Raw genomic sequence first — 25060 nt, 5'->3', positions numbered from 1 at the left:
CTAGAGGTTGGAGCTTTCAGCTGCTTATCGTTGAAGACCGCGCGCAAGATGGGAGTTGTCAGTCCCGCTTACTTTCCAAACTCGCATCCTTGGTCAAAATATGGGAACCGTACTGCAGAAAATCATCGAGATGCTTTGTGATTATCGCGACAGTAATCGGCAATTGGAGGGGTTGATATTCGTGTACGGCAATATTACGAAACCTCACCATGTTCTTCAGACTGCCAAGCAGCGATGCATTGACCCATCCACCCTTGGATAACAGTTCAAACACGTCACGTGCACTCTGTGGCACCCCTAGACGCTCACGACGAATTAGATGCTGCCCCATGTCCAACGCGGCTTCGCAGGCACGCTGAATATTCAGAATCGCGGCGTCCTGGCGAGTGAGATCAGTAGCGAAACTGACGGGATCCTTCTCATATTCCTCACGAGCCCGAGCTACACAACGCTCAATGCTCGCAGCTTTATTGATGAGAACATCATCGACCATACACTTTCCCATCCTTCTGGATATCTGCCAGCAGCCCCGCTCTTGCGGTATCCAGTGCAGTTTTTTCGCTCAGGATAAAGCTCTCGAAAAGACCTGCCTGGCTGTCCTTGGACCAGAGGCGACGGCCCGTGGTCAGTACCTGGTATTGCATCACTGTTGAGGCGGCGCGCAGATCAAGCAAATCGACGGGAACGCCTACGATATCAGCAAGCTCTCCAGACAGCCGCCAAAGCGCTAACGGCTCGACCAGCCCTGAAGAAAGCACCGCCACATCCAGATCACTTTCAGCGCCAGCATCACCGGTCATCTGACTGCCGAATACGTACACAGCCAATAGATCAGGCAACTGGTCCTGCAAGAGTGTCGGCGGTTTTTCCAAGTTCATGACTGATATCCAGATAGCCATTTAACCAAGACCGTAAAAGAATTAGTCACGTTGTTTTTGCCCTGAAACAAAAACCAGGCGTACATAGGCCCATGACGGCCTGAGTTTTGCCCTAAAAATCCCCTGAGATTATCTTCTACAACACGGAGGGCCTAGTGTTTCTTCCAAGACTGAAACCCATACGCAGGCACGGTCGCTTTGCGGGTCGCCGGACCTCCTTTTAAAACGATTTCTGATAAAGTCGACCTCAGTGAACGTACTGACAAGGAGTCAAGAATGGCAAAGCCTGCCGCACGTATTACTGATCCCACCAATTGCCCTATTCCTGGGCATGGCCCCAAAGCGATCGCCACGGGATCCCCCGACGTCTTTTACGATGGGCTTGCAGCTGCAAGCCGAGGCGACACCTGCACCTGCGGCAGCGCTTTGTCATCAGGTCTATCCTCGACGGTTTTCATCAACGGCAAGAATGCCGCTGTACAGACCAGTGGCGGAACTCATGGTGACATCGTGATCGGAGGTTCCGGCACAGTGATTATCGGCGACACCCATACCCCTACGCCGTTCACGCCCCCGCTTCCGCTTTTACTGCAGAAAACCTACGGCCACAGCTTCAGCATTGTTGGTAGCGAGTCCGGGCAACCTTTATCCGGAAGAAGTTTCATTGCGACCGTCAGCGGTAAAAAAATTAGTGGTGTCACAGATGGTAATGGAATAGCGCATGTCAAAACCCCTAACAAAGATGCCACTATCTCCATAAGTATCGAATTTACTTCTCCTGCTCGGACGCTTAACGAACTCACGGATTGATCAAAAATGGCTGAACAATTTACTACTGAAGCAAAGGCGGCTGAGGTCAAACCAAGTCAGCCAGTAGCCCCTACCACCATCACTGTCAATGATAGGGCTGCTACGAGAGAGGCAATCATTCGCCTGCTCCATAAAAAGGGATGTGAATTTGTAGAGCGCTCTTCCTGGGGAGCGCATAAAGCAAAAGGCGAAATGATTGATGACTGGGATTACTCGATGATCGCATTGCACCACGCAGGTCGAAGTGCAGGCTGTGGTGCTGGTGCAGGACAAATGCACTCGATTCAGAGTGAACATCAGACTAAGTTTGATGATATCGGTTATCACTTTGGCATTGACTGCATGGGCAAAGTCTTTGAGGGGCGCGATATCCGATTCAAAGGTTCAAGCGTACATAATTACAATACGGGTGTAATTGGCATCGTTCTGTTAGAAAACCTGACAACTGCCGAAGAAGGTGGCGATATGGTTGCCCTCTCCCGTCAGGCTCTTGAAACCATCAATGGAAATATGGATCAGAAAATCCCTGCTATACAGCTCGACTCATTACTGACATTAATTCAAACACTGACCCGCGTTTTCAGGGTGACAACTTTGGGCGGCCATCGCGAATTCCCAATGCAAGCCGGAGAAGGAAAAATCTGCCCTGGCAACATTGGTATGGAATTAGTGAGAAACCTGCGTATCAAAACCAAACTTTTTCGGCCACCTTCATAATGAAGTATCTATTTATAATAGTTCTGACCGCATTAGCCGCCGCTCTCTACATTGGCTTTTATGAAAAGATGGAAGATGCCTACCCGGAGAAGGTATTTTTCATCAAGAAAAGCCCGACACTTCAAATAAAATTTGAAAATATTTTCGCGTACGAGTCAGATGATAAGAGCCTGACCGAACTCAGCGAGACGGAGCGACAGTCGGTAATTCAATACTGTAAGTATCGACTAGGTAAAGTTTCAACTCTGCAAAACCAGCGTGAGTTGGAGGAGTGCAAGAAAAGATAGTACAGCCGGCCTCGTCAGAAAAGTCCACCAAGCGGATCTGTGTGGTGGGAAGAGAGGAATGAGGCGATCGGCAAGGCGGCATTTGCCGCCCATCCAAGGAACGTTGGGTGTAGATATTGATAGCAAGACCATTACTGTATGGATAAACAGATTCCAGATTCCCTGCGCTTCGTGCACGAAGCAGGAGCCTCGGCTGGACTTGCAGGGGCAATCTGCAGGTGAAGCGATGGGTTGGATGTTGACGCATCCATCCCATCGCTCCTTTTTTAATGGATTTTCAAGGAAACAAACATAAAGATCATGAGCATGAGCATGAAGCGATTTTGGCAACGAAGTGAAAAGATTTTAAAAGTTGAGATTGTAAATCCGAAACTAACTTGCCAGGAAAAATGCAGCGCTCAAACATCATCATCCGACACTCCAGTAAACCCGCCTGTTAAAGAATTAAACTTTGACCTCTCATTAAAAGTTTTGGCGCTCACAGCATTAGTACTCAACAGCTGTCTCGCAATTATGGGATATGTAGATTTTACGGGATACTTACAAGCATTCGGAATAAGCACAAACGAATTAGATTTGAGCTTATCCACACTGCTTTTTCAAGGATACATAGAAATTGTGGTGGCCTCGTTCAGCGCAGCAGCAGACCACTTTTTACTAGGCGCCACAGCTATATTGATCGTGATGACGTGCATCTTTCTATTTCCCGCATCGATATTTTTCAAGAACAGAGACCGCGTTGATAAAACTGTAGCAGCCATGATGATTGGTTATCTCGCTTTTATAGTACTGATAATCCCTATAGTAGGACTCCATAGAGGTGAAGAAAGAGCAATCCTACTCTTCGACAAACAAAACGGCGTCAACTCAACTAAAAAATTGAATACCAGCCACACTATAAAAACGAAAGAGGGAACTTCTGTATCTGGAGAGACTATTTTTGCATCACCACAATACACCTACATATTGCAACGTCGCGAGCTATATAAAATTTCGAACAGAGACAATCATATTGTGAGCGTCGCAAATGTAGAAGAGGCTCCCAAAAAAGGCGGGGCATCTACCAGTGACTCAAAGTAGTTTTTCATCGACTACTGACTTTATGTAGCTTTGACACGCAGTCAAGGCAATCAGCCCCCTGTCGCCGGCATCGGTGATGCCGATAATTCGTTGAGCATGCGCTGGGTCAAGTTGGGCTCTTGTGGCGCCATGAACCACGCCGCTGGTGGTGGGGGGCTGACACTGAGTCACCGCCAGCAACAGCGGTGGCAAGGCGGTGGCGCAGGCGACCTTGATCACGTTGGGCATCGCTCAATACTCGGTAATGGGTTTGTTCACTGGCCGACAGCCATTGCTCTAGGGCCAGACGTTTGTCCTGCTCGGCATGCTGCTGCGTCGCGGCGGCTTGGGTTAGTTGATTCAGCGTCTCGGCCTGTAGGCGGGCTTGCTGCTCCAGATGCTGGCCGTAACGCCAATCCTGAACCTGCCACGCCAACGCGGCCAACAATACACCGCTGGCTAGCAGCCGATACGGCGCCGGGATCAAGTCGACGAGACGCATAGCACCGCCCTCGCCCGCTTTCACAGCCCCAGCCGATCATCCAGCCCATTGAGACCGCCGTTGATCTTGCGGGTGATCGCCTCGAACTCGTCCCGATCCGCCAGCGCGTTCAGCTCGCGCCCCCACCAGAACCACGCGGCCGACTCGGCGGCCTATTGCGGCAGCTCCAGCAACTCGGGAGTGCGCAGCAAGCGCTCGTCGCCAAACGCAGCGAAGGTAGTCGTGGGCTAGTTCAAAGCCCCCAAAGAACGCTCCAGGGTAAGAGTCGTCGAGCTGATAGACCAGAAAGATGAGACCTGCCAGATGATTTGATGGAAACGCAGAGAACACTTAATCGGCGTATGCCCTAAAAATGCCCCTAAATAAAACGCCAGAAACGAAAAAGCCCCCGCAATCAGCAATGATTACGGGGGCTTCGTCTTGTTCAATAATGGCGGAGAGATAGGGATTCGAACCCTAGGTACCGGTGAAGGTACAACGGATTTCGAATCCGTCCCATTCGGCCACTCTGGCATCTCTCCAACGGCGCGCATCATAACAACACTTTTGCCGGAAGCGAACCCCCTTATGCAAATTTTTTCCGTGCTATCAGATGCTTGCGTCGGTTAAAGCGGTACGCCCAGACGATTGGCGACTTCTTCGTAGGCTTCGATGACGTCACCGAGGCCCTGGCGGAAGCGATCCTTGTCCATTTTCTTGCCGGTGGCCTTGTCCCACAGGCGGCAGCCGTCCGGGCTGAATTCGTCGCCCAGGACGATGGAGCCGTCGGAGAACACGCCGAATTCGAGTTTGAAGTCGACCAGCAGCAGGCCGGCGTCGTCGAACAGTTTGCTCAGGACTTCGTTGACCTTGAGCGACAGTTCTTTCATGCGAACCAGTTGCTCGGCGGTGCCCCAACCGAATGCCACGACGTGGGATTCGTTGATGAACGGGTCGCCCTTGGCGTCGTCCTTCAGGAACAGTTCGAAGGTGTAAGGGTTGAGCTTCATGCCTTCTTCGACGCCCAGGCGCTTGACCAGGCTGCCGGCAGCGTAGTTACGCACGACGCACTCGACCGGGATCATGTCGAGCTTTTTCACCAGGCATTCGTTGTCGCCCAGCAGTTTGTCGAATTGGGTCGGCACGCCGGCGGCTTCGAGTTTCTGCATGATGAAGGCGTTGAACTTGTTGTTCACCATGCCTTTGCGGTCGAGCTGCTCGATGCGCTTGCCGTCGAACGCCGAGGTGTCGTTGCGAAACAGCAGGATCAAGCGGTCAGCGTCGTCGGTCTTGAAAACCGATTTGGCTTTGCCGCGGTAGAGTTCTTCACGTTTTTCCATGATGGGCTCCGCTTGCTAAGTAGGTGGGCTAGGCGATGTGTCGCCAGTCGAGCCCTGAATCTTGATCGGCCAGTTGCAGCCAGTCCGGGTCGCACCCTAGGGTGTCGACAAAACATTGCCGGGCCAGCTGCGGCAGGTTGTTCTTGCTACTCAGATGGGCCAGGACCAGGTGTTGCAGGCCTTGCCAGCCCAACTCAGACACCAGGAATGCCGCCTGGTGGTTGTTCAAATGTCCCAGTTCACCGCCCACCCGCTGCTTCAGGAAGTAGGGGTAGTGACCGCGAGCCAGCATGTCACGGCAATGGTTGGACTCGATCATCAACGCATCGAGGTCCCGATAGCCGTCCAGCACCTTGTTGCAATACGAGCCCAGGTCGGTCAACAGGCCGAAGCGCCGCTCACCGTCATTGAAAACGTACTGGGTCGGTTCCTGTGCATCGTGGGCCACGGCAATGACTTCGATGTTCAGGGCGCCGACTTGCAATTGCTCGCCGCCGGCCAGGAAGCCCGCGGGTTCGATCGGTTTGCGCATCCCGCGCAGGGTCCCGCGACTGAGGTAGACAGGTAGATTGTAGCGCCGAGACAGCAAACCCACGCCATGCACATGATCGGCATGTTCGTGGGTCACGAGTATCGCGCTCAGCTGCGCCGGGTTTACCCCAAGGCGCAACAGGCGTTTTTCGGTTTCCCGCAGGGAGAAACCACAATCCACCAGCACATACGTATCAGCGCTGGCTATCAGCGTGCCGTTCCCTTGGCTACCGCTGCCGAGAACGGCAAAAACGCATGTGATATCAGCCCAGGTTGTCCTGAATCACGCTCAACACTTTGCGGGCCACTTCGGCTGGCGCAACGGTGTTGATGTTTTTCTCGACGGTGACCTGGACGTTCTCGCCAACCTTGCTCAGGCGAACCTGATAACGCTCGGCACGGGCTTCAACTTCTTCCTTGGACGGCGCACTGCCGAACAGGCTGCTGAAGAAACCAGGCTTCTCGTCTTTCTTCTCGGCTTTTTCAGCCAGGTTGATGTAGTACAGGCCCAGGCTGCGGTTGATGTCTTCAACGCGCCATTCGCCTTGTTCCAGTGCACGACCGACGCTCGACCAGGCGCGATCCAGATCAGGACCGACGTTCAGGACCGGGTTGCCGCTGCCGTCTTCGCTCAGGCTGACACGATTTGGCGTATCGAAATCACGCGAAGCCAGCATGGAGACCGAACCGCCCTTCTCTGCCGTGCGGCTCATGCTCGCGAGCAGATCGTCCACCAGTGCCGCGTCCAGGCCAGTGTTGACCGAACGGTTGGTGAAATCGACGTCGGCGGTGCTGCCCGAAGGACGCTGGGCGCTGACCACGTAGATTTCACTGGTGTTGCGCTGCACGCCTGGCTCGATGCGGACCCGCACGCGGGTTTCGCTGTCGGCGCTGATGCCGGCCGCGCTCAGGCGCTTGGCCATGGCTGCGGACAGTTCGTCGGAATGCTGCCAGGTCGTGGTGAATTCGCCGGTTTGCGGGCGTTGCTCATCCAGACGGAAACCGTTGTCCTGGAAGAACTGTACCGCCACTGGCCAGACTTCGGCCGGTGGGTGCTGGCCCATGACCCAGCTCGAGTCACCGCTTTTTTGCAGGGTGTAGTCGCTGGCGTCAGCAATAGCCGACAGCGGCTGCGGACGCGGCACGATGTATTCGCCCTTCGCGGTGTCATCGGCCACGTTACGCGGGATCGGCAACAGCGGATCCAGACGTTTGGCGGTGCTGACATTCGGTGGCAGTTGCATCGGTGCAGTCTGTTGCGCTTCCAGGTAATCGCTACCACGGTCACGGAAGTAACCTTCCGGGCCCCAGACCCATCCGCAGCCACTGGTGCTGGAGATAATCAAGGCAAGTGCGGAAAGTCCGGCCATTCGCTTCATGCGTTGTACTTCCTCAATTAAACCAGGACGCCGGACTGGCGCATGGCCTGCCGCAGCGGTTCGTGACAGGCAGCGCTGAGCCAGGTGAGCGGCAGACGGATACCGTCCGGCATCAAGCCCATTTCATGCAGTGCCCATTTCACGGGAATAGGGTTGGATTCGATGAACAGTGTCTTGTTCAGCGGCATCAGTTTTTCGTGGAGGGCGCGAGCGGTCACGGCGTCGCCCTTGAGCGCGGCGTTGCACAGGTCGGCCATGTCACGCGGGGCGACGTTGGCGGTTACCGAGATGTTGCCTTTGCCGCCCAGCAGGATCAGCTCGACTGCGGTGGCGTCGTCACCGGAAATCACCAGGAAGTCTTTGCTGACACCGTCGATGATCGCCTTGGCACGGCCCAGGTCGCCGGTGGCTTCCTTGATGCCGATGATGTTTTTTACGGTCGACAGACGGATAACGGTGTCGGCCAGCATGTCGCACGCGGTGCGGCCAGGCACGTTATAAAGGATCTGCGGGATATCGACGGCTTCGGCGATGGCCTTGAAGTGCTGGTACAAGCCTTCCTGGGTCGGCTTGTTGTAATAAGGCGTGACCAGCAGGCAGGCGTCGGCGCCGGCGCTCTTGGCATTGGTGGTCAGCTCGATGGCTTCGCGCGTCGAGTTCGCACCGGTACCGGCGATAACCGGGATGCGCCCTGCAACCTGCTTGACCACGTAACGGATCACTTCGATGTGCTCGTTCACGTCTAGCGTGGCCGATTCACCTGTCGTGCCGACCGCCACGATGGCGTGGGTGCCGTTTTGCAGGTGAAAGTCCACCAGTTTGCTCAGGCTGTCCCAGTCGAGACGACCTTGTGCATCCATGGGTGTGACCAGTGCCACCATACTGCCCGCAATCATGCAACCGCTCCTGCCGGAAAAAGAGAGCCGTAATGGTACTGGCGCCAAGATGCTTGTACAAGCGAAGTACTGCGCTGCTGCCATTCCCCTTGGCGCTGCTTTTCGCTACCCTTCAGACTTTGATCGGTACTGATAAGCTCGTACGCCGGGTTCCAGCCTCCATTTTCGGCATCACAAGCCCCGATCCAGCGTTGCCACCCCTCGCTCCCGCCACTCTGGAGCACGTTGCAACCTTCGGCTCGGGTTTTTTGAATTCGTCTGCGCAGGGTCGCCCCCGGTAAAAAAAGCCCGTAGAAGTATCGACCGCTCATCGCTTTAGGAATGCTGCATGTCCACCCCCACAGTTCGCGAACAATTCCTTGTCATCAGTGCCCTCGGCGCCAACCCCATGGAGCTGACTAACGTCCTGTGCCGCGCCAGCCATGAAAACCGCTGCGCCGTGGTCACCTCTCGCCTGACCCGTCATGGCGAGTGCAGTGCCCTGATCCTCGAGATCTCCGGCAGCTGGGACGCCCTGGCTCGCCTGGAAGGCAGCCTGCCGATCCTCGCCAAGAAGCACGCCTTCACGGTCAATGTGGTGCGTAGCGCCGCCCTGGAGAATCGTCCCCAGGCCTTGCCGTACGTCGCCTATGTCAGCTCGGCCTATCGCTCGGACATCATCAACGAGCTGTGCCAGTTTTTCATGGACCACAACGTCGAACTGGAAAACCTGACCTGCGACACGTATCAGGCACCTCAGACCGGCGGCACCATGCTCAACGCCACGTTTACCGTGACGCTGCCGGCCGGCGTGCAAATCAGCTGGCTGCGCGATCAGTTCCTGGATTTCGCCGACGCGCTGAACCTGGACGCCCTGATCGAACCGTGGCGCCCACAAAACCCAATGTAAGGAAGCTTTCATGGCCGTTGCTATCGACCAACCGGTTACCGACTTCGAAGCACCCGCCACCAGCGGGCAGACCGTCAGCCTTGCGAGCCTCAAGGGCAAGCAGGTGGTGATTTACTTCTATCCGAAGGACAGCACGCCGGGCTGCACAACCCAGGGCCAGGGCTTTCGCGATCAACTGGAAGCTTTCAAAGCCGCCAACACGGAAGTCTTCGGCGTGTCCCGCGACAGCCTGAAATCCCACGAGAACTTCAAAGCCAAGCAGGCCTTCACCTTCGAGCTGATCAGCGACAAGGAAGAAGCGCTCTGCCAGCTGTTCGACGTGATCAAGCTGAAAAAGCTCTACGGCAAGGAATACATGGGCGTTGATCGCAGCACTTTCCTGATCGACAAGGACGGTGTGTTGCGTCAGGAATGGCGTGGCGTGAAGGTGCCGGGGCATGTGGATGCGGTTTTGGCTGCAGCTCAGGCGCTGAATAAGGCCTGATTTTTTGGGGCGTCTATTCGGACGCCTTCGCGAGCAAGTCGGATCGCCGCCCGCTCGCTCCTACAGTTTCCGTGCGATTCCTGTAGGAGCGAGCGGGCGGCGATCCGACTTGCCCGCGAAGAGGCCCTAAAGACAAACAATCAAAGCAGCGGCGCCACCACCGGCTCCTTGCGCGGCCATGCATCCAGCACAGCTTTGAACAGCGTCGCAAGGGGAATCGCAAAGAACACTCCCCAAAAGCCCCATAACCCGCCAAACAACAACACCGCACAAATGATTGCCACCGGGTGCAGGTTGACTGCTTCCGAAAACAGCAGCGGCACCAGCACGTTGCCATCCAGGGTCTGGATGATCCCGTAGACCGCCATCAGATAGATGAACTGATCACTCCAGCCCCACTGGAACAACGCGATCAACATCACCGGCACGGTCACTACCACGGCGCCGACGTAAGGCACCACCACCGACACGCCCACCAGCAACGCCAGCAGTGCCGCGTAGTTGAGCCCCAGCACGACGAAACCGATGTACGTCACGCCACCGCAAATGAAAATCTCGATGACCTTGCCACGAATGTAGTTGGCGATCTGCCGATTCATTTCATGCGCGACACGGGTAATCAGCGCCCGCTCACGCGGCAAGTAGCCGCGAACCCACTGCCCGATCATTTCCCGGTCTTTCAGGAAGAAGAACACCAGGATCGGCACCAGCACCAGGTAGATCATAATGTTGACCAGCAGCGGCAGGCTCGACAACGAGAACGTCAGCGCCCATTGACCAAACTTGCCGATCTCGCCCCGGGCCACTTCGATGGCTTGCAGCACTTGCTCATCGGACACCAGATGCGGGTAGCGCTCAGGCAGCAGCAACAGCAGCGATTGCCACTTGGCGAGCATGCCGGGCAACTCGTTAAACAATGTGATCAGTTGATGCCAGAGCAACGGCACCACGACCACGATGAACACCAGCAACACCCCCATGAACAACGCGAACACCAGCCCCACGGCCACGCCACCCGGCACACGCAAGCGCTCGAGGGTGACGACCAGCCCCTGCATCAGATACGCCAGCACCATCCCCGCCAGCACCGGCGCGAGCATGCCGCCCAAGGTGAGCACGGCGGTAAACCCCAGAAACAGCAGCACCGCCAACACCACGGCTTCTTCATCGGAGAAATAGCGCTGAATCCAGTCGCGTAACACTTTGAACATCAATAATCCTTAGTAACGAACGCAGCAGGTTTCAGGCTTTTTTCAACCAATAGCGGTAAACGCCTGACTCGTCTTCTTCAAGCAGCAGCGTATGACCGGCCAATCGGGCAAAGGTGCGGAAGTCGCGCTGGGAGCCGGCGTCCGTGGCGATTACCTTGAGTACCGCGCCGCTGGCCATCCGGTTGAGCTCCAGCTTGGCCTTGAGCAATGGCAACGGACAATTCAGGCCACTGGCGTCCAGTTCAACGTCATGGGCTACAGCATCGGTCATTGCATCACTCCGGATCAGGTGGTTGAGCGGCCTAGAATATCTGGTCCCAAGCCCACTGTCCGGCTACAGTAAGGTCTTTGTCGACTAAGGCTTTGTGCATGACTTTTTTGCGCCCCACCCTGCTGACGCTCGCTTGCCTGCTCGCCTCACCAGGCTTCGCCGACGACCTGCCGTCACTCGGTGATGCCAGTTCTGCCATTGTCTCGCCACAACAGGAATACCAGTTGGGCCGCGCGTGGCTGGCGATGTTGCGCAGCCAGGTCCAGCAGTTGAGCGACCCGCAGCTCAAGGATTACGTCGAATCCAGCGTCTACAAGCTGGTTGAGACCAGCCAGGTCAGTGACCGACGCCTCGAGTTCATTTTGATCAACAGCCCGGAGCTGAACGCCTTTGCCGCGCCAGGCGGGATCGTCGGGGTCAACGGCGGCTTGTTCCTCAATGCGCAGACCGAGGGCGAATACGCGTCGGTACTCGCCCACGAATTGGCTCACTTGTCGCAACGCCACTTCGCCCGCGGCGTTGAAGCGTCGCAACGCATGCAAGTGCCGATGATGGCCGCCCTGCTCGCCGGGATCGTGATTGCCGCCGCCGGTGCTGGCGATGCAGGGATCGCCACCATTGCCGGCACGCAGGCGGCAGCGATCCAGGAACAACGGCGCTTCTCGCGCCAGAATGAGCAGGAAGCTGACCGGATTGGCATCATCAATCTGGAAAAGGCCGGTTACGATCCGCGCTCGATGCCGAATATGTTCGAACGCCTGATGCGCCAGTACCGCTACGACGCCAAGCCGCCGGAATTCCTGCTGACTCACCCGGTAACCGAATCGCGGATCGCCGATACCCGCAACCGTGCCGAGCAAGCCAAACAGGGTGGAATCGAAGACAGCATGCGTTATCAGTTGATTCGCGCACGGGTGCAGCTGATTTACGAAGAAACCCCAGGCCTGGGCGCCAAACGCTTCCGCGCCCAACTCGATGAAAACCCGAAAAACGATGTCGCCCGATATGGCCTGGCCATTGCCCAGATCAAGGGTGGCCAACTGAATGAAGCGCGGGAGAATCTCAAGCTTCTGTTGGCCACGGCACCAAACGAAATCATCTACAACCTGGCCCAAGTTGATCTGGACATCACCAACAATCGGCTACCGGACGCCCAGGCACGGGTCGACCGGTTGCTAACCCAGTTTCCGGGCAACTATCCGTTGAACCAGGTACGGGTTGATCTGTTGCTGAAACAGAACCGCACGGCCGATGCGGAAAAAGCCCTGGAGAACCTGCTCAAGTCCCGTCCTGACGATCCGGACGTCTGGTACATGGTGGCGGAAACTCGCGGGCTGTCGGGCAACATCATCGGCCTGCATCAGGCGCGCGCCGAATATTTCGCGTTGGTCGGCGACTACCGCCAGGCCATTCAGCAGCTGGACTTCGCCAAGCGCAAGGCCGGCGGCAACTTCCCTTTGTCATCGCGGATCGATGCGCGGCAACGGGAGCTGATGGAGCAGGAACGAATGATCAAGGACATGATGGGCTGATGCTTGTTTCATAAAATCCGGACACAAAAAAACCGCCTCTTTCGAGGCGGTTTTTTATTCAGCCAACAACCGGTTTATTCAGCCAGTTTGAAGGTGATGAAGCTGGCACGACCTTGACGCAGAACCCGCATCGACACCGAGCGGTTCTTAGGCAATGCCTTGGCAATGTCGGAGAACTCCTTGGAGGACCCAATCGCCTGGTTGTTCAGATGAGTAATGACGTCGCCAGGCTGCAAGCCAATCAGCGAAGCAGGACCGTCCTGAACATCCTTGATCACCACACCACCCTTGAGGTCGTAGGTTTTCTTCTGTTCATCAGTCAGCTCGGTCACGGAAACACCCAAGCGGTTGCTGCTGCCCTCGACACCGGATTTCGGCGCGCCGTCCAACTCCTTGCCTTCTTCCGGGATCGCACCGACGGTCAGCTCGACATTCTTGCGCTTGCCCTCGCGGATCACTTCAAGATTGGCCTTGGAGCCTGCCTTGAGCGCGCCGACCAGATGCGGCAGATCCGCAGACATGACGATCGGTTGACCGTTCATGCTCAGGATCACGTCGCCCACTTGCAGGCCACCTTTGGCCGCCGGGCCATCGTCCTGGATCTGAGCCACCAGCGCACCGGCCGGTTTATCCAGGCCGAACGATTCAGCCAGGTCCTTGTTCACTTCCTGAATCACCACGCCCAACCAGCCACGGCTGACTTTGCCGCCACTTTTCAGCTGATTGGAGACGTCCATGGCCACGTCAATCGGGATCGCGAACGACACGCCCATGAAGCCGCCGGAACGGGTGTAGATCTGCGAGTTGATCCCGACCACTTCACCGTTCAGGTTGAACAGCGGACCACCGGAGTTGCCCGGATTGATCGGCACGTCGGTCTGGATGAACGGAACATAGTTTTCGTTCGGCAGACTGCGACCGATGGCGCTGACGATGCCTTGGGTCACGGTGTGGTCAAAGCCGAACGGCGAACCGATGGCGACAACCCATTGGCCGGCCTTCAGGTCCTGGGATTTGCCGAGTTTCAGAACCGGCAGGTCCTTGCCTTCGATTTTCAGCAGCGCCACGTCGGAACGCGGGTCAGTGCCGACCAGCTTGGCTTTCAACTCACTGCGGTCGGCCAGGCGGACAAGAATTTCGTCGGCGTCGGCGATGACGTGGTTGTTGGTCAGGATGTAGCCATCCGGCGAGATGATGAAACCCGAGCCCAGGGATGTGGCTTCGCGCTGACGATCACCACGGGGCGAACGCTGTTGCGGCATGCCGCGCTCGAAGAACTCGCGCAGTGCTGGCGGCAAGCCTTCAAGATCCGGCATCTGGCCTGACACTTTGCGATCCGGCAGCTTTTGCGTGGTGCTGATGTTCACCACCGCAGGCGAAGCCTGTTCGACCAATTGCGTAAAGTCAGGCAATTCGGCCGCCTGGGCAGGGACCGCCTGACCGAGCACTAGCACGGTGGCAAAAATGGAAAGATAAGACTTCAAGCGTGGTATCGACATACGGCTCCCGTTACGACGAGCATGGTTAAGCGATATGGAGCAAGGAACACCGGGAACGATACGCCGGTATTTTTGTTCCGGGAACAACAAACAAGGCCAGAGCCGAGAGGCTCTGACCTATAGAAAAATTCAGGGGTATTTGCAAATGAAAATGCTCACCAAACATTTCGACATCTCAACGGCGGGATAGGCATTACTGACCTCTCGCACAATCAAATCGCCGATCCATGAGCATCGTAATTCAGCTCACTGTTTGGCCGTAGCAGCATTGTTGCGCATGGACAGCGCAATCCGTTCGGCGGTACCGATGGGAATTTCACCGACTACGGTGACCATCATCTCGCCTTGGGGTGTGGTCAAGCGTCGGGAAACGGCAACGGTTGGACCCAACTGGGTACGCGTATCGGTGACCGTCGCGCCATTCAGCGGCTCAAGGAACACCGAGAAGCGGGCCAGGCCGTCGTCGTACATCAGACTGCTGACTTGGGTTTTGGTCTCGGGGTCTTTGCGCGAGGAGCTGCTACTGAGTTCGAAACCCGGCGGCAGCCAGTCCGAATGCCAGACCTCGGCGGTTTTCACAGCCGTAGCCTTGTCAGTGTCGAGAGTGAGCGCCTTGCAATCAGGACCTGCCAGCAAATCTTTGTCCGACGGGACATCGGCGGTATCCAGTTGCGTGAACTGGAAGCGCTCGAGCAACTGCCCTTTGTCATTGAGCAGCAATGACTTCAGGGGCAAGCCCGTTTCTTTGTCCAGGTGTAATTCAAAACCGTAACGATGCTGATCGCGCGGCGTCAGTGAAACAATCACTGCCGCACGCCCAGCCACACGCGACTTGCCGATGACGGCAAGGTCGTACCAATTCTTGAGCTTTTGTGGATCGAGTGCACGAGCGGCAGAGTTGGGAGAGTCCCCCAGCCCTGCGATCAGGGTGCCGCTGACGCATTGAGTATGTCCATCAATGCGCACGACTTCCTGTGCCGAGCCGTCGAGCTGGAGTAAACGCTCGCGGACCTTGCCATCCTGGACGCGGTGCCAGATGTTATGGGTAGAAAAACTACCGTTACGCTCGTAAACAAAAGTGCCGTGAAAGCTTTGCTGTTGCTCGGCCTGGCCCAGACGTGTCAACCAGTCCTGGGCTTCGTCGGCATGGGCTGGAACAATGAACCAGCCACCGAGCAGAAGCGTAAGTAAAGGTATGGCGCGCATGATCCTCCTTAGCGGTTTTCCAGGCTTGCTGCACGAGCGTAAGGCAGAGCGCTTTCAGTGCCTTTCAGTGCAGCCTGTTGAGCATGTTGGCGCAAGTAGCTTGGCAGACGCTGATCGTGCCAGCCCGGCTGACCTTGCAAAACGCCGTTGGCCATAGGACCAGTGGCTTCCGAACTCTCACTATAGCCTGCTAATACAGCTGGGCCCTTGACCTGTGGAGCGGCCAGGGTGGACTGCGTGGATTGCTGAGCCAGTTCGACCCCGGCAATTTCGTCCTGGTTGTAAAGACGAACACCCGCCAGTACAGCGACGGTTACCGAAGCAGCGACGGCCAAACGACCCAGGCTGCGCCATGGACCAAGAGATGCCTTGGCCGGGACGGCTTCATCTTCCAGCGCAGCAGAGACTGCCGCAGCGATGTCCAGACGTGGAAGCAACAGATCCTTATGCATGACTGCCCGAGCGATCTGGTAACGAGCCCAGGTTTCGCGGGTTTCAACGTCGTCAAAGGCATTCAGTACCCGACGCAATTCCAGCTCGTCCGCTTCGTTATCCATCACTGCGGACAGCGATTCCTGCAGGGCTTCACGACTCATGGCGTTCCTCTCTTGGCTGTCGCCGCTGTCTCAGTTTTCCTGCAACAACGGCTGCAGGGCTTTATCGATGGCTTCCCGAGCCCGGAAAATCCGGGAGCGCACGGTACCCACCGGGCATTGCATGACGGCTGCAATGTCCTCGTAACTCAGACCATCGAATTCACGTAAAGTTAAGGCCGTACGCAAATCTTCTGGAAGTTGCTGGATGGTTCGATGGACGGTGCCTTCGATCTCATCCCGCAGTAATGCGCGTTCTGGCGACTCGAGATCCTTGAGGCCATGATCGCCGTCGTAGAACTCTGCGTCTTCGGAACTGACATCACTATCCGGCGGCCGACGGCCGCGTGAAACCAGATAGTTTTTCGCCGTGTTAATGGCGATGCGGTAAAGCCACGTGTAAAACGCGCTGTCTCCGCGGAAATTACCAAGTGCACGGTAAGCCTTGATAAAGGCTTCCTGTGCGACATCCTGGGCTTCATGGGTGTCGTGCACGAAACGCACGATCAACCCGAGAATTTTGTGCTGATATTTCAGCACTAGCAGATCGAAAGCTCGCTTGTCGCCGCGTTGAACGCGCTCGACGAGCTGCTGATCCTCTTCCTGGGTTAGCATGAACACTCCTCGATAAGCTCGAAGGAGGCTTGCATAACTAAACGACCAGACTTGCAAACATAGACTCGGGCTTTTCGCAAAAGTTCTCCCCCTCCAAGCAAGTTTCCTGCGGGCTCTGATTTGGCACGCACGAAAAGCGCAGCTCGGGTTAACCCGGCTGCGCGAATAATCTTGTCATCGGATTCGCCGGCAAGGACCAAACCGCAGATCCCGCTCCGAAGCCGACACTGTCCCCTTGATTCAGGCAACCAGCTATTGATCTTGGGCCTTTGGCAAAAGTTCCAAATATTTATAGCCGGGTGCAACCGACATTGTGCAACCGTGGAGCGAAAAAGACTGTTAAATCCACGATACAGTCGTCTTGTCGCCGAACCGGCGAAAAAAACATCCGACGAAGCGCGCGGTCTATTCCGTCACAGTAGTTTCACAATGCCATGTAGGCCCGGCTATTGTGCCGATCCCCCCCTCTATATACTAGTGGGCTGTGTGGCTGCCTGACTCGCCGATCCAGGTGTCTTGCGCCAACCCCGACCCGGGTCGCTTTGAGCGGAATCCTGAAATGAGCCAACAGTTTCAACATGATGTCCTGGTGATTGGCAGCGGCGCTGCCGGCTTGAGCCTTGCGCTGACCCTGCCCGGTCACCTGCGCATCGCCGTACTGAGCAAAGGCGACCTCGCCAATGGCTCGACGTTCTGGGCCCAGGGCGGTGTCGCCGCCGTGCTGGATGACACCGATACCGTTGAGTCCCACGTCGATGACACCCTCAATGCCGGCGGTGGCCTGTGCCATGAAGACGCCGTTCGCTTTACCGTCGAGCACAGTAAAGAAGCCATCCAGTGGCTGATCGATCAAGGCGTCCCGTTTACCCGCGACGAGCAGTCCGGCACTGAAGACGGCGGTTTCGAATTCCACCTGACCCGTGAAGGCGGCCACAGCCATCGGCGCATCATCCATGCCGCCGATGCCACCGGCGCGGCAATCTTCAGAACCTTGCTCGATCAGGCCAAGAAACGCCCGAATATCGAATTGCTGGAACAGCGGGTCGCGGTCGACCTGATCACCGAAAAGCGCCTTGGCCTGGAAGGCGATCGCTGCCTCGGCGCCTATGTGCTCAATCGCGCCAGCGGCGAAGTCGACACCTACGGCGCACGCTTTGTGATTCTCGCGTCCGGCGGTGCCGCCAAGGTCTACCTCTATACCAGCAACCCCGATGGCGCCTGCGGTGATGGCATCGCCATGGCCTGGCGTTCGGGTTGCCGGGTGGCGAACCTGGAGTTCAACCAGTTCCACCCCACCTGCCTGTATCACCCGCAGGCCAAGAGTTTCCTGATCACCGAAGCCCTGCGCGGCGAAGGTGCGCACTTGAAGCTGCCGAACGGCGAACGCTTCATGCAACGCTTCGACCCGCGAGCCGAACTGGCGCCACGGGACATCGTCGCCCGGGCCATCGACCACGAGATGAAGCGCCTGGGTATCGACTGCGTCTACCTGGACATCAGCCACAAGCCCGAAGCGTTCATCAAGAGCCATTTCCCGACGGTGTACGAACGTTGCCTCGAGTTTTCCATCGACATCACCAAACAGCCGATCCCGGTGGTGCCGGCGGCGCACTACACCTGCGGCGGCGTGATGGTCGATCAGCAGGGCCGCACCGATGTGCCGGGGCTATACGCCATTGGCGAAACCAGCTTTACCGGCTTGCACGGCGCCAACCGCATGGCCAGCAACTCGCTGCTGGAATGCTTCGTCTATGCGCGCTCGGCGGCGGCGGACATTCTCCAGCAGTTGCCGCAGGTGTCGATCCCGATCGCCCTGCCCGTCTGGGATGCGAGCCAGGTTACCGACTCTGACGAAGACGTGATCATTGCGCACAACTGGGATGAACTGCGGCGCTTTATGTGGGACTACGTCGGCATCGTGCGCACCAATAAGCGCCTGCAACGGGCTCAGCACCGGGTGCGCCTGCTGCTGGACGAAATCGATGAGTTCTACAGCAACTATAAAGTCAGCCGGGATTTGATCGAGTTGCGCAACCTGGCCCAGGTGGCCGAGTTGATGATCCAGTCAGCGATGGAACGCAAGGAAAGTCGCGGACTGCATTACACCCTCGACTACCCGAACCTGTTGCCAGAAGCCCTGGACACTATTCTGGTGCCGCCCACCTACGTCGACTGAACGTCAAACGGACACGCAGGCGTCGGTGCAGATCCGCCGTCTGCGAATCCCGAGGCACGCAAATCGTGCTGACCCGCCGTTCGCCGCGCCGACGAAAGCGCAGCACCACGACCAACGGTAGCGCCAGGCTGTCCGGCCGCAACTGCACAGGCTGCCAACCCTGAGCCTGACTCCACAATTGCCAGCCATCGGCATCGCGGCGCAGGCCGCGAATTGCCTGAGGGTGTGTCAGCAGAATCTGGCGCGGCAATGCCCAAAAACCGTGGGCCACGCACAGCAACATGCCGAGCGCGTAAGCCCAGGCCGGTATGGAAAGAAGAAACAACGAGCCCAGCGCGAACAGCTGGGCCAAACCGTAAGCCGCCAGCAACAGCCGTGAGGCATGCCAGCGGCATTCGAACGTGTTACTTGGGCTGGACACGATCCAGGATCATGCGAACCATGCGCTGAAGTTCCGGATCTTCGGATTCGGCACGCTCCATGAACCAGCCGAACATGTCCTGATCTTCGCATTCAAGCAGCTTGCGGTAGCAGTCGCGGTCGACATCATTGAGGTGCGGATAGACCTCTTTCACGAACGGCACCAGCAACACGTCAAGCTCAAGCATGCCGCGGCGGCTGTGCCAGTAGAGGCGATTCAGTTCAACATCTTCGACCATGGAGCGCTCCTCAAATAGGCGGCAAGTATACAGCCCAAAGCCTGAGCGAACAGTCGGCTTTGGTCGGGCCTCCTGTCCTTTTGTGAACTACCCATTTCATGGGCGCCCCCTTATGATGTCCTCCAGACTCTTTACCCTGCGATGACCCATGGCCGATTCTGCTTTTTTCTGCACCCTGTCACACGAAGGCGTTCTCGCGGTTCGCGGCGCGGATGCCGGCAAATTCCTGCAAGGCCAACTGACCTGCAACCTTAACTACCTGAGCGACACCCAGGCCAGCCTCGGCGCCCGCTGCACCCAGAAGGGCCGGATGCAGTCGAGTTTCCGTATTTTGCTGCAAGGCGACGGCGTGCTCCTGGCCATGGCCAGCGAACTGCTGGAGCCGCAACTGGCGGACCTGAAAAAGTACGCGGTGTTTTCCAAATCCAAACTGACCGATGAAAGCGCCGCCTGGGTTCGCTTCGGCCTCGACCATGGCGATGCAGCACTGCGCAGCCTCGGTCTTGAGTTGCCGGCAGACACCGACAGCGTTGCACGCAATGACGACCTGATCGCCATTCGCGTCTCACCTGAGCGCGCCGAACTGTGGGTCGCCGCCGACCAGGCCGACGCTATCAAGGCCAAGCTGTCCGCCCTGCTGGCCGAAGGCGAGCTGAATCAATGGTTGCTGGGCCAGATCCGCGCAGGCATCGGCCAGGTCATGCCGAGCACCCGTGAGCTGTTCATCCCGCAAATGCTCAACCTGCAAGCCGTCGGCGGCGTGAGTTTCAAGAAAGGCTGCTACACCGGCCAGGAAATCGTCGCGCGGATGCAATACCTGGGCAAACTCAAGCGTCGCTTGTATCGCCTGAAGCTGGACGGCAGTGAATTGCCGGAGCCCGGCACCCAGCTGTTTGCCCCGAGCCACAACAGTTCGATTGGCGAAGTGGTGATTGCCGCTCGCGGCGAGCAAAACATTGAACTCCTGGCCGTGCTGCAAGCCGAAGCAGCAGAGACAGGCGACATCCACTTGGCGGCGCTCGAAGGCCCTGCCTTGCACTTGCTCGACCTGCCCTACGCACTGGATCGCGATAAAGAAATCCAGCGCTGAGCGCAGTATTTTTATGCAAGACCCTAGAGAACAGAAATGAGTGAGCTGGCGGATAAGGTCCAACAGGATTTGGTTGAGGCCATCGATAACGATGACCTGGTTCTGCCAACATTGCCGGAAGTGGCCCTGCAGATTCGCAAGGCCGCTGAAGATCCGGAAATCAGCGTTAGCACCCTGAGCAAAGTGATCGGTCGCGATACCGCGCTGTCGGCGCGCCTGATCAAAGTGGTCAACAGCCCGTTGCTGCGGGCAACTCAGGAAGTCACCGACCTGCACACCGCCATCACCCGACTGGGCGTGAACTACAGCAGCAACCTGGCCATTGGTCTGGTGATGGAGCAGATTTTCCACGCCCGCTCCGAGGTGGTGGAACAGAAAATGCGCGACGTTTGGCGCAAAAGCCTGGAAATCGCCGGGATCAGCTACTCGCTGTGCCGCAGCTATACCCAACTCAAACCTGATCAGGCGGCGCTGGGCGGGTTGGTGCATCAGATTGGCGTGCTGCCGATCCTGACCTACGCCGAAGATCACTACGAGCTGCTCTCGGACCCGGTCAGCCTCAATCATGTGATCGACCGAATTCATCCGCTGCTCGGCGACAAACTGCTCAGCGTCTGGGAGTTTCCAGAAATGCTGGTGAAATTGCCGGGGCAATACCTCGACTTCAAGCGTGATTCCGCAAGGGTGGATTATGTCGACGTGGTGCAGGTCGCCTGCCTGTATTGCCACAAAGACACTGACCATCCGCTAGCCCGAATCGATGCGTTCAATGTGCCGGCGTTCAAGAAGCTGGGGATTGATCCTGAGAACGAAGCGATGTGCAGGGATCTGGAAGAGTCGCGATCGATGTTTTATTAGGCAAGACCGAGTTGCCTCATTCGCGAGCAAGCCCGCTCCCACATTGGATTTCCGGCGATCACGTATTTTGTGTACGACAGAGATAACCTGTGGGAGCGGGCTTGCTCGCGAAGAGGCCATCACAAACACCCTCACTCCCCCGCAATAAAACTCACCCGAACCTTCAACCCCGCCCGCTCCCCGTCATGCAAACTGATTTGCGCCAAATGCGCGCGGCAGATCTCGCCGACAATCGCCAAGCCTAACCCTGATCCCGCAACCTGCTGATTGCGCCGATAAAAGCGCTCGAACACCCGATCGCGCTCTTCCAGAGGAATTCCCGGCCCATCGTCCTCGACCTCCAGCACCGCCGGTGCCGTCACGCGCAAAATCACATTGCCTCCCGGCGGCGTGTGCGCCAGAGCGTTGTCCACCAGATTGCTCAGCAACTCGTTCAACAACGTCGGCTCGCCACGCAGCCACACCGGCTCCTCGGCCTCCAGCGCCAGCGCCACGCCGCGTGCATGAGCCAGCGGCGCCATGGCCATGCCCAGTTCCCGGGCCAACTGGCTCAAGTCGAGCAACTGCGCGCCGCCCTCGGCAATCGCTCGCGCGCCGTTTTCGACCCGGGCCAGCGACAGCAACTGATTGGCCAGGTGCGTCAGGCGATCCGTGCCCTGGGCGGCGGTTTCCAGTGTGCTACACCAGGTTTGTGGCTCGCTTGAGCGCAAGCCCAATTCGAGTCGCGCCTTGAGCGCCGCCAGTGGCGTGCGTAATTCATGCGCGGCATCGGCAATGAACTGCGCCTGACGCTCGAACTGCCCGCGCAAACGCTCGGTAAAGTGATTGAGCGCCCGCACCAGCGGCCACAATTCATGCTGCACTTCCACCAGCGGCAAAGGACGCAAGTCGTCCGATTGCCGCTCCTCCACCGCCGTGCGCAGACGCTCCAGCGGACGCAGCGCCGCACTGACCGCGAACCAGACCAACAGCAACGCGCCAATCGCCAACATGCCCAGTCGCAGCAACGTATCCGCCGCCAGACTGCGGGCCATGCTGACCCGCGCCTCATCGGTTTCCGCGACACGGATTTCCGCCATACCATTCATGTTCGGCTCGCTCACCGGCTTGAGCAGGCTCACCACGCGCACGTTCTGCCCGCGATAAACGGCGTTGTAGAAACGCGCCAGCGCCGGATAGTCATCGGTGCGCGGCGTTCCTGGCGGCGGTGGCGGAAGATTTTCGTAACCGGAGATCAGGTTCTGGTGAATGTCGTTGACCAGATAAAAAATGCGCCCGGCGCTGTCGTAGGCAAAGGTGTCGAGCGCCACGTAAGGCACATCGGCGCTGAGAGTGCCGTCGCGCTGGGAAACCCCGGCGGCAATGGTCCGCGCCGAGGCCAGCAAGGTGCGGTCATAAGCGGTATCGGCGGCTTCGCGACCATTCCAGTACGCGCTCAAACCACTGGCCAACATCAACACCACCAGCAACGACGCCAGGTTCCACAGCAACCGCCAACGCAGGCTGCTGGGCTTATGCATCGCGGCTTTCCAGCAAATAACCGAGGCCGCGGAAGGTCACGATCGCCACCGGTTGGCCATCGAGTTTCTTGCGCAAGCGGTGGACGTAGATTTCGATGGCGTCGGGGCTGGCTTCTTCATCCAGGCCAAACACCTGGGAAGCCAGTTGCTCCTTGCTCATCACCCGACCGGGACGCGCGATCAGCGCTTCTAGCACTGCCTGCTCGCGAGAAGTCAGGGTCAGTAGTTCTTCGCCGAGGGTGAAGCGCCGGGTGTCCAGGTCGTAGGCCAGCACGCCGCAACGTTGCTGACGTTCGCCGCCTAACACGCTGCGCCGCAGCAAGGCTTTGACCCGGGCTTCGAGTTCGGTCAGTTCAAACGGTTTGGCCAGGTAATCATCGGCGCCCAGATTCAAGCCATGAACCCGGTCCTTGACGTCGCTGCGGGCGGTCAGCATCAACACCGGCAGGTTCTTGCCCCGGGCCCGCAGGCGCGCCAGCACTTCGAAACCATCCATGCGCGGCAGGCCGACATCAAGGATCGCCATGGAGTATTCCTCGCTGCTCAAGGCCAGGTCGGCCGCCACGCCGTCGTGCAAAACATCCACGGTCAACCCGGTGCTCTTGAGCGCCTGGGCGACACTTTCGGCGAGCTGCAGATGGTCTTCGACGAGCAGGACACGCATGGATATTCACCTCATTCAGGGATGGTCGACGCCATTCTTTGGCGCGGAGTTTACATCCGCATCCGCCGCTGTGAAGCCCGAAAACCGTGAAAGCCAGCTGAAAGGTTAGCGAAAGGTTCGACCGTTAGAGTCGGCCACGGATGGTTTCGACTGCAGGCCATCGAATCGTGCTTTGAAATGTAGCTCCCGAAAAACGCCTTGATGCGTTTTCGCCAATAAGAACAATAACGAGGTACTGCACCATGCTGTCCATACAGCTCCAGATTTGCCCGCCCCACCCCTTTTCCCGATCCCTATCGTTTACGCTTGCCCGCGCGCTGACCGGCTGCGCGACGCGAAACTGCCGCCTCTGAAACATCCCAAAAAACAATAACTCCCGTGGAGACACTTATGAATCGATCACTGCGCCGTTTCGCCCTTGCCGCCAGTTGCATGCTGTTCGCCGGCCAACTCATGGCCGAGCCCAAGCGCCCGGAATGCATCGCCCCGGCCTCCCCCGGCGGCGGTTTCGACCTGACCTGCAAACTGGCGCAAAGCGCGCTGGTGAATGAAAAGCTGCTGACCAAACCGATGCGTGTGACCTACATGCCCGGCGGTGTCGGCGCAGTGGCGTACAACGCCGTAGTCGCCCAGCGCCCGGCCGATGCCGGCACGCTGGTGGCGTGGTCCAGCGGCTCGCTGTTGAACCTGGCCCAAGGCAAGTTCGGGCGTTTCGATGAGACCAACGTGCGTTGGTTGGCAGCGGTCGGTACCAGCTACGGCGCGATCGCGGTGAAAAGTGATTCGCCCTACAAGACCCTCGACGATCTCGTTCAAGCATTGAAGAAAGATCCAAGCAAAGTGGTGATCGGTTCCGGCGGCACCGTCGGCAGCCAGGACTGGATGCAAACCGCGCTGATCGCCAAGGCTGCCGGGATCAACCCGCGTGACTTGCGTTACGTCGCCCTCGAAGGCGGCGGTGAAATCGCCACCGCGCTGCTTGGCGGTCACATCCAGGTCGGCAGCACGGATATTTCCGACTCCATGCCGCACATCCAGAGCGGCGACATGCGCCTGTTGGCGGTGTTCTCCGAGAAGCGTCTGGACGAGCCGGAAATGAAGGACATCCCGACCGCCAAGGAGCAAGGCTACGACATCGTCTGGCCAGTGGTTCGCGGTTTCTACCTCGGGCCAAAAGTCAGCGACGAAGACTACGCCTGGTGGAAAGACGCCTTCGACAAACTGCTGGCTTCCGACGAGTTCGCCAAGCTGCGCGATCAGCGTGAACTGTTCCCGTTCGCCATGACCGGCCCGGAGCTGGACACCTACGTGAAGAAGCAAGTCGCGGACTACAAAGTGCTGGCCAAAGAGTTCGGCCTGATCCAGTGATCGTCTCTGTCTAGCGGCTGCGGCCTCGCTTGCGCGGGGTCGCGGCC

The 25060-nt window shown here is 57.7% G+C and carries 26 protein-coding genes, 1 tRNA gene and 2 pseudogenes; 10 read left to right on the top strand and 19 right to left on the bottom strand.

Annotation, left to right across the window (positions count from 1 at the left end; translation table 11 throughout):
- Positions 1 to 58: 58 nt before the first annotated feature.
- Both hepT and mntA read right to left on the bottom strand, forming a co-directional pair.
- Complete coding sequence (hepT, locus tag LOY68_RS07380; protein ID WP_265043872.1) at positions 59 to 493, bottom strand: type VII toxin-antitoxin system HepT family RNase toxin; 435 nt, start codon at positions 491 to 493, stop codon at positions 59 to 61.
- Positions 483 to 878: a type VII toxin-antitoxin system MntA family adenylyltransferase antitoxin gene (mntA, locus tag LOY68_RS07375; protein ID WP_265043870.1), complete on the bottom strand. Its 396-nt coding sequence runs from the start codon at positions 876 to 878 to the stop codon at positions 483 to 485. Before mntA ends, hepT begins: the two co-directional genes overlap by 11 nt.
- A gap of 276 nt (positions 879 to 1154) precedes the next feature.
- Between mntA and LOY68_RS07370 the strand changes: the two genes are divergently transcribed.
- The 3 genes from LOY68_RS07370 (at position 1155) to LOY68_RS07360 (ending at position 3772) form a co-directional block, all read left to right on the top strand.
- Positions 1155 to 1688 carry a PAAR domain-containing protein gene (locus tag LOY68_RS07370; RefSeq protein WP_265043869.1) on the top strand — a complete coding sequence of 178 codons (534 nt, stop codon included), beginning with the start codon at positions 1155 to 1157 and terminating at the stop codon, positions 1686 to 1688.
- Between the two features lie 6 nt (positions 1689 to 1694).
- Entirely contained in the window at positions 1695 to 2405 is a 711-nt protein-coding gene (locus LOY68_RS07365) for a peptidoglycan recognition family protein (protein WP_265043867.1), read from the top strand.
- Positions 2406 to 2998: 593 nt separating this feature from the next.
- Positions 2999 to 3772, top strand: a complete 774-nt coding sequence (locus LOY68_RS07360; protein ID WP_265043866.1) for a hypothetical protein — start codon at positions 2999 to 3001, stop codon at positions 3770 to 3772.
- Here the strand turns inward: LOY68_RS07360 and LOY68_RS07355 are convergent.
- The 7 genes and pseudogenes from LOY68_RS07355 to dapA form a co-directional block, all read right to left on the bottom strand.
- Positions 3764 to 4253: pseudogene (locus LOY68_RS07355) on the bottom strand (lysis protein). The gene LOY68_RS07360 and the pseudogene LOY68_RS07355 sit on opposite strands and share 9 nt — an antisense overlap.
- Before the next feature lie 20 nt (positions 4254 to 4273).
- A pseudogene (locus tag LOY68_RS07350) lies at positions 4274 to 4471 on the bottom strand (glycoside hydrolase family 19 protein); the annotation flags it as partial.
- Between the two features lie 213 nt (positions 4472 to 4684).
- Positions 4685 to 4774 (bottom strand) — tRNA-Ser (locus LOY68_RS07345).
- Between the two features lie 84 nt (positions 4775 to 4858).
- Positions 4859 to 5572, bottom strand: coding sequence for a phosphoribosylaminoimidazolesuccinocarboxamide synthase (purC, locus tag LOY68_RS07340; protein ID WP_008034929.1), 714 nt, complete (start codon positions 5570 to 5572; stop codon positions 4859 to 4861).
- A gap of 28 nt (positions 5573 to 5600) precedes the next feature.
- The gene (locus tag LOY68_RS07335) at positions 5601 to 6365 is read right to left on the bottom strand and encodes an MBL fold metallo-hydrolase (RefSeq protein WP_265045753.1); all 765 of its coding nucleotides are present in this window, start codon (positions 6363 to 6365) and stop codon (positions 5601 to 5603) included.
- A 1-nt stretch (position 6366) separates the two neighbouring features.
- On the bottom strand, positions 6367 to 7482 hold the full coding sequence (bamC, locus tag LOY68_RS07330) for an outer membrane protein assembly factor BamC (RefSeq protein ID WP_163908936.1): 1116 nt from the start codon (positions 7480 to 7482) through the stop codon (positions 6367 to 6369).
- 17 nt (positions 7483 to 7499) lie between these two features.
- Complete coding sequence (gene dapA, locus LOY68_RS07325) at positions 7500 to 8378, bottom strand: 4-hydroxy-tetrahydrodipicolinate synthase (protein WP_054046701.1); 879 nt, start codon at positions 8376 to 8378, stop codon at positions 7500 to 7502.
- A 328-nt stretch (positions 8379 to 8706) separates the two neighbouring features.
- On the opposite strand from dapA, the gene LOY68_RS07320 reads away from it, so the two are divergent.
- Both LOY68_RS07320 and LOY68_RS07315 read left to right on the top strand, forming a co-directional pair.
- Positions 8707 to 9267: a glycine cleavage system protein R gene (locus tag LOY68_RS07320; RefSeq protein ID WP_054046705.1), complete on the top strand. Its 561-nt coding sequence runs from the start codon at positions 8707 to 8709 to the stop codon at positions 9265 to 9267.
- Positions 9268 to 9277: 10 nt separating this feature from the next.
- Positions 9278 to 9751 (top strand): peroxiredoxin, encoded by a 474-nt coding sequence (locus LOY68_RS07315; protein WP_163908935.1) that lies wholly within the window; start codon positions 9278 to 9280, stop codon positions 9749 to 9751.
- Positions 9752 to 9891: 140 nt separating this feature from the next.
- Here the strand turns inward: LOY68_RS07315 and LOY68_RS07310 are convergent, their stop codons facing one another.
- Both LOY68_RS07310 and LOY68_RS07305 read right to left on the bottom strand, forming a co-directional pair.
- Complete coding sequence (locus LOY68_RS07310) at positions 9892 to 10962, bottom strand: AI-2E family transporter (RefSeq protein ID WP_163908934.1); 1071 nt, start codon at positions 10960 to 10962, stop codon at positions 9892 to 9894.
- A 31-nt stretch (positions 10963 to 10993) separates the two neighbouring features.
- Entirely contained in the window at positions 10994 to 11233 is a 240-nt protein-coding gene (locus LOY68_RS07305; protein WP_054046711.1) for a sulfurtransferase TusA family protein, read from the bottom strand.
- 98 nt (positions 11234 to 11331) lie between these two features.
- Between LOY68_RS07305 and LOY68_RS07300 the strand changes: the two genes are divergently transcribed.
- Positions 11332 to 12765, top strand: coding sequence for a M48 family metalloprotease (locus tag LOY68_RS07300; RefSeq protein WP_163908933.1), 1434 nt, complete (start codon positions 11332 to 11334; stop codon positions 12763 to 12765).
- 74 nt (positions 12766 to 12839) lie between these two features.
- Here the strand turns inward: LOY68_RS07300 and LOY68_RS07295 are convergent, their stop codons facing one another.
- The 4 genes from LOY68_RS07295 to rpoE form a co-directional block, all read right to left on the bottom strand.
- Positions 12840 to 14264 (bottom strand): DegQ family serine endoprotease, encoded by a 1425-nt coding sequence (locus LOY68_RS07295; protein WP_054046715.1) that lies wholly within the window; start codon positions 14262 to 14264, stop codon positions 12840 to 12842.
- Positions 14265 to 14510: 246 nt separating this feature from the next.
- Positions 14511 to 15470, bottom strand: a complete 960-nt coding sequence (locus tag LOY68_RS07290) for a MucB/RseB C-terminal domain-containing protein (protein ID WP_163908932.1) — start codon at positions 15468 to 15470, stop codon at positions 14511 to 14513.
- A gap of 8 nt (positions 15471 to 15478) precedes the next feature.
- Positions 15479 to 16066, bottom strand: a complete 588-nt coding sequence (locus LOY68_RS07285; protein ID WP_265043857.1) for a sigma-E factor negative regulatory protein — start codon at positions 16064 to 16066, stop codon at positions 15479 to 15481.
- A 30-nt stretch (positions 16067 to 16096) separates the two neighbouring features.
- On the bottom strand, positions 16097 to 16678 hold the full coding sequence (rpoE, locus tag LOY68_RS07280) for an RNA polymerase sigma factor RpoE (RefSeq protein ID WP_007944079.1): 582 nt from the start codon (positions 16676 to 16678) through the stop codon (positions 16097 to 16099).
- A 559-nt stretch (positions 16679 to 17237) separates the two neighbouring features.
- Here rpoE and nadB point away from each other — a divergent pair.
- Entirely contained in the window at positions 17238 to 18854 is a 1617-nt protein-coding gene (gene nadB, locus LOY68_RS07275) for an L-aspartate oxidase (protein WP_265043850.1), read from the top strand.
- Here the strand turns inward: nadB and LOY68_RS07270 are convergent.
- Both LOY68_RS07270 and LOY68_RS07265 read right to left on the bottom strand, forming a co-directional pair.
- Positions 18823 to 19275: a protein YgfX gene (locus tag LOY68_RS07270; RefSeq protein ID WP_265043848.1), complete on the bottom strand. Its 453-nt coding sequence runs from the start codon at positions 19273 to 19275 to the stop codon at positions 18823 to 18825. The genes nadB and LOY68_RS07270 overlap by 32 nt on opposite strands.
- A complete protein-coding gene (locus LOY68_RS07265) occupies positions 19259 to 19513 on the bottom strand; it encodes a succinate dehydrogenase assembly factor 2 (protein ID WP_007944081.1) in 255 nt (84 codons plus the stop codon). The genes LOY68_RS07270 and LOY68_RS07265 overlap by 17 nt, the downstream gene beginning before the upstream one ends.
- Before the next feature lie 148 nt (positions 19514 to 19661).
- Here LOY68_RS07265 and LOY68_RS07260 point away from each other — a divergent pair, with 148 nt between their 5' ends.
- Both LOY68_RS07260 and LOY68_RS07255 read left to right on the top strand, forming a co-directional pair.
- A complete protein-coding gene (locus tag LOY68_RS07260) occupies positions 19662 to 20603 on the top strand; it encodes a YgfZ/GcvT domain-containing protein (protein WP_265043838.1) in 942 nt (313 codons plus the stop codon).
- A gap of 36 nt (positions 20604 to 20639) precedes the next feature.
- Positions 20640 to 21461, top strand: a complete 822-nt coding sequence (locus LOY68_RS07255) for an HDOD domain-containing protein (RefSeq protein ID WP_054046727.1) — start codon at positions 20640 to 20642, stop codon at positions 21459 to 21461.
- 131 nt (positions 21462 to 21592) lie between these two features.
- Here LOY68_RS07255 and LOY68_RS07250 read toward each other — a convergent pair whose 3' ends face one another.
- Both LOY68_RS07250 and LOY68_RS07245 read right to left on the bottom strand, forming a co-directional pair.
- The gene (locus LOY68_RS07250; RefSeq protein ID WP_265043836.1) at positions 21593 to 22981 is read right to left on the bottom strand and encodes a sensor histidine kinase; all 1389 of its coding nucleotides are present in this window, start codon (positions 22979 to 22981) and stop codon (positions 21593 to 21595) included.
- Positions 22974 to 23645 (bottom strand): response regulator, encoded by a 672-nt coding sequence (locus LOY68_RS07245; RefSeq protein WP_265043834.1) that lies wholly within the window; start codon positions 23643 to 23645, stop codon positions 22974 to 22976. The genes LOY68_RS07250 and LOY68_RS07245 overlap by 8 nt, the downstream gene beginning before the upstream one ends.
- 390 nt (positions 23646 to 24035) lie before the next feature.
- On the opposite strand from LOY68_RS07245, the gene LOY68_RS07240 reads away from it, so the two are divergent.
- Positions 24036 to 25013: a Bug family tripartite tricarboxylate transporter substrate binding protein gene (locus tag LOY68_RS07240; RefSeq protein WP_163908927.1), complete on the top strand. Its 978-nt coding sequence runs from the start codon at positions 24036 to 24038 to the stop codon at positions 25011 to 25013.
- The last annotated feature ends 47 nt before the right edge of the window (positions 25014 to 25060 follow it).

It is taken from the genome of Pseudomonas sp. B21-053 (genome assembly GCF_026016365.1).
GTDB lineage: Bacteria > Pseudomonadota > Gammaproteobacteria > Pseudomonadales > Pseudomonadaceae > Aquipseudomonas > Aquipseudomonas nunensis.
This window is presented reverse-complemented; position numbering and strand designations above follow the sequence as displayed.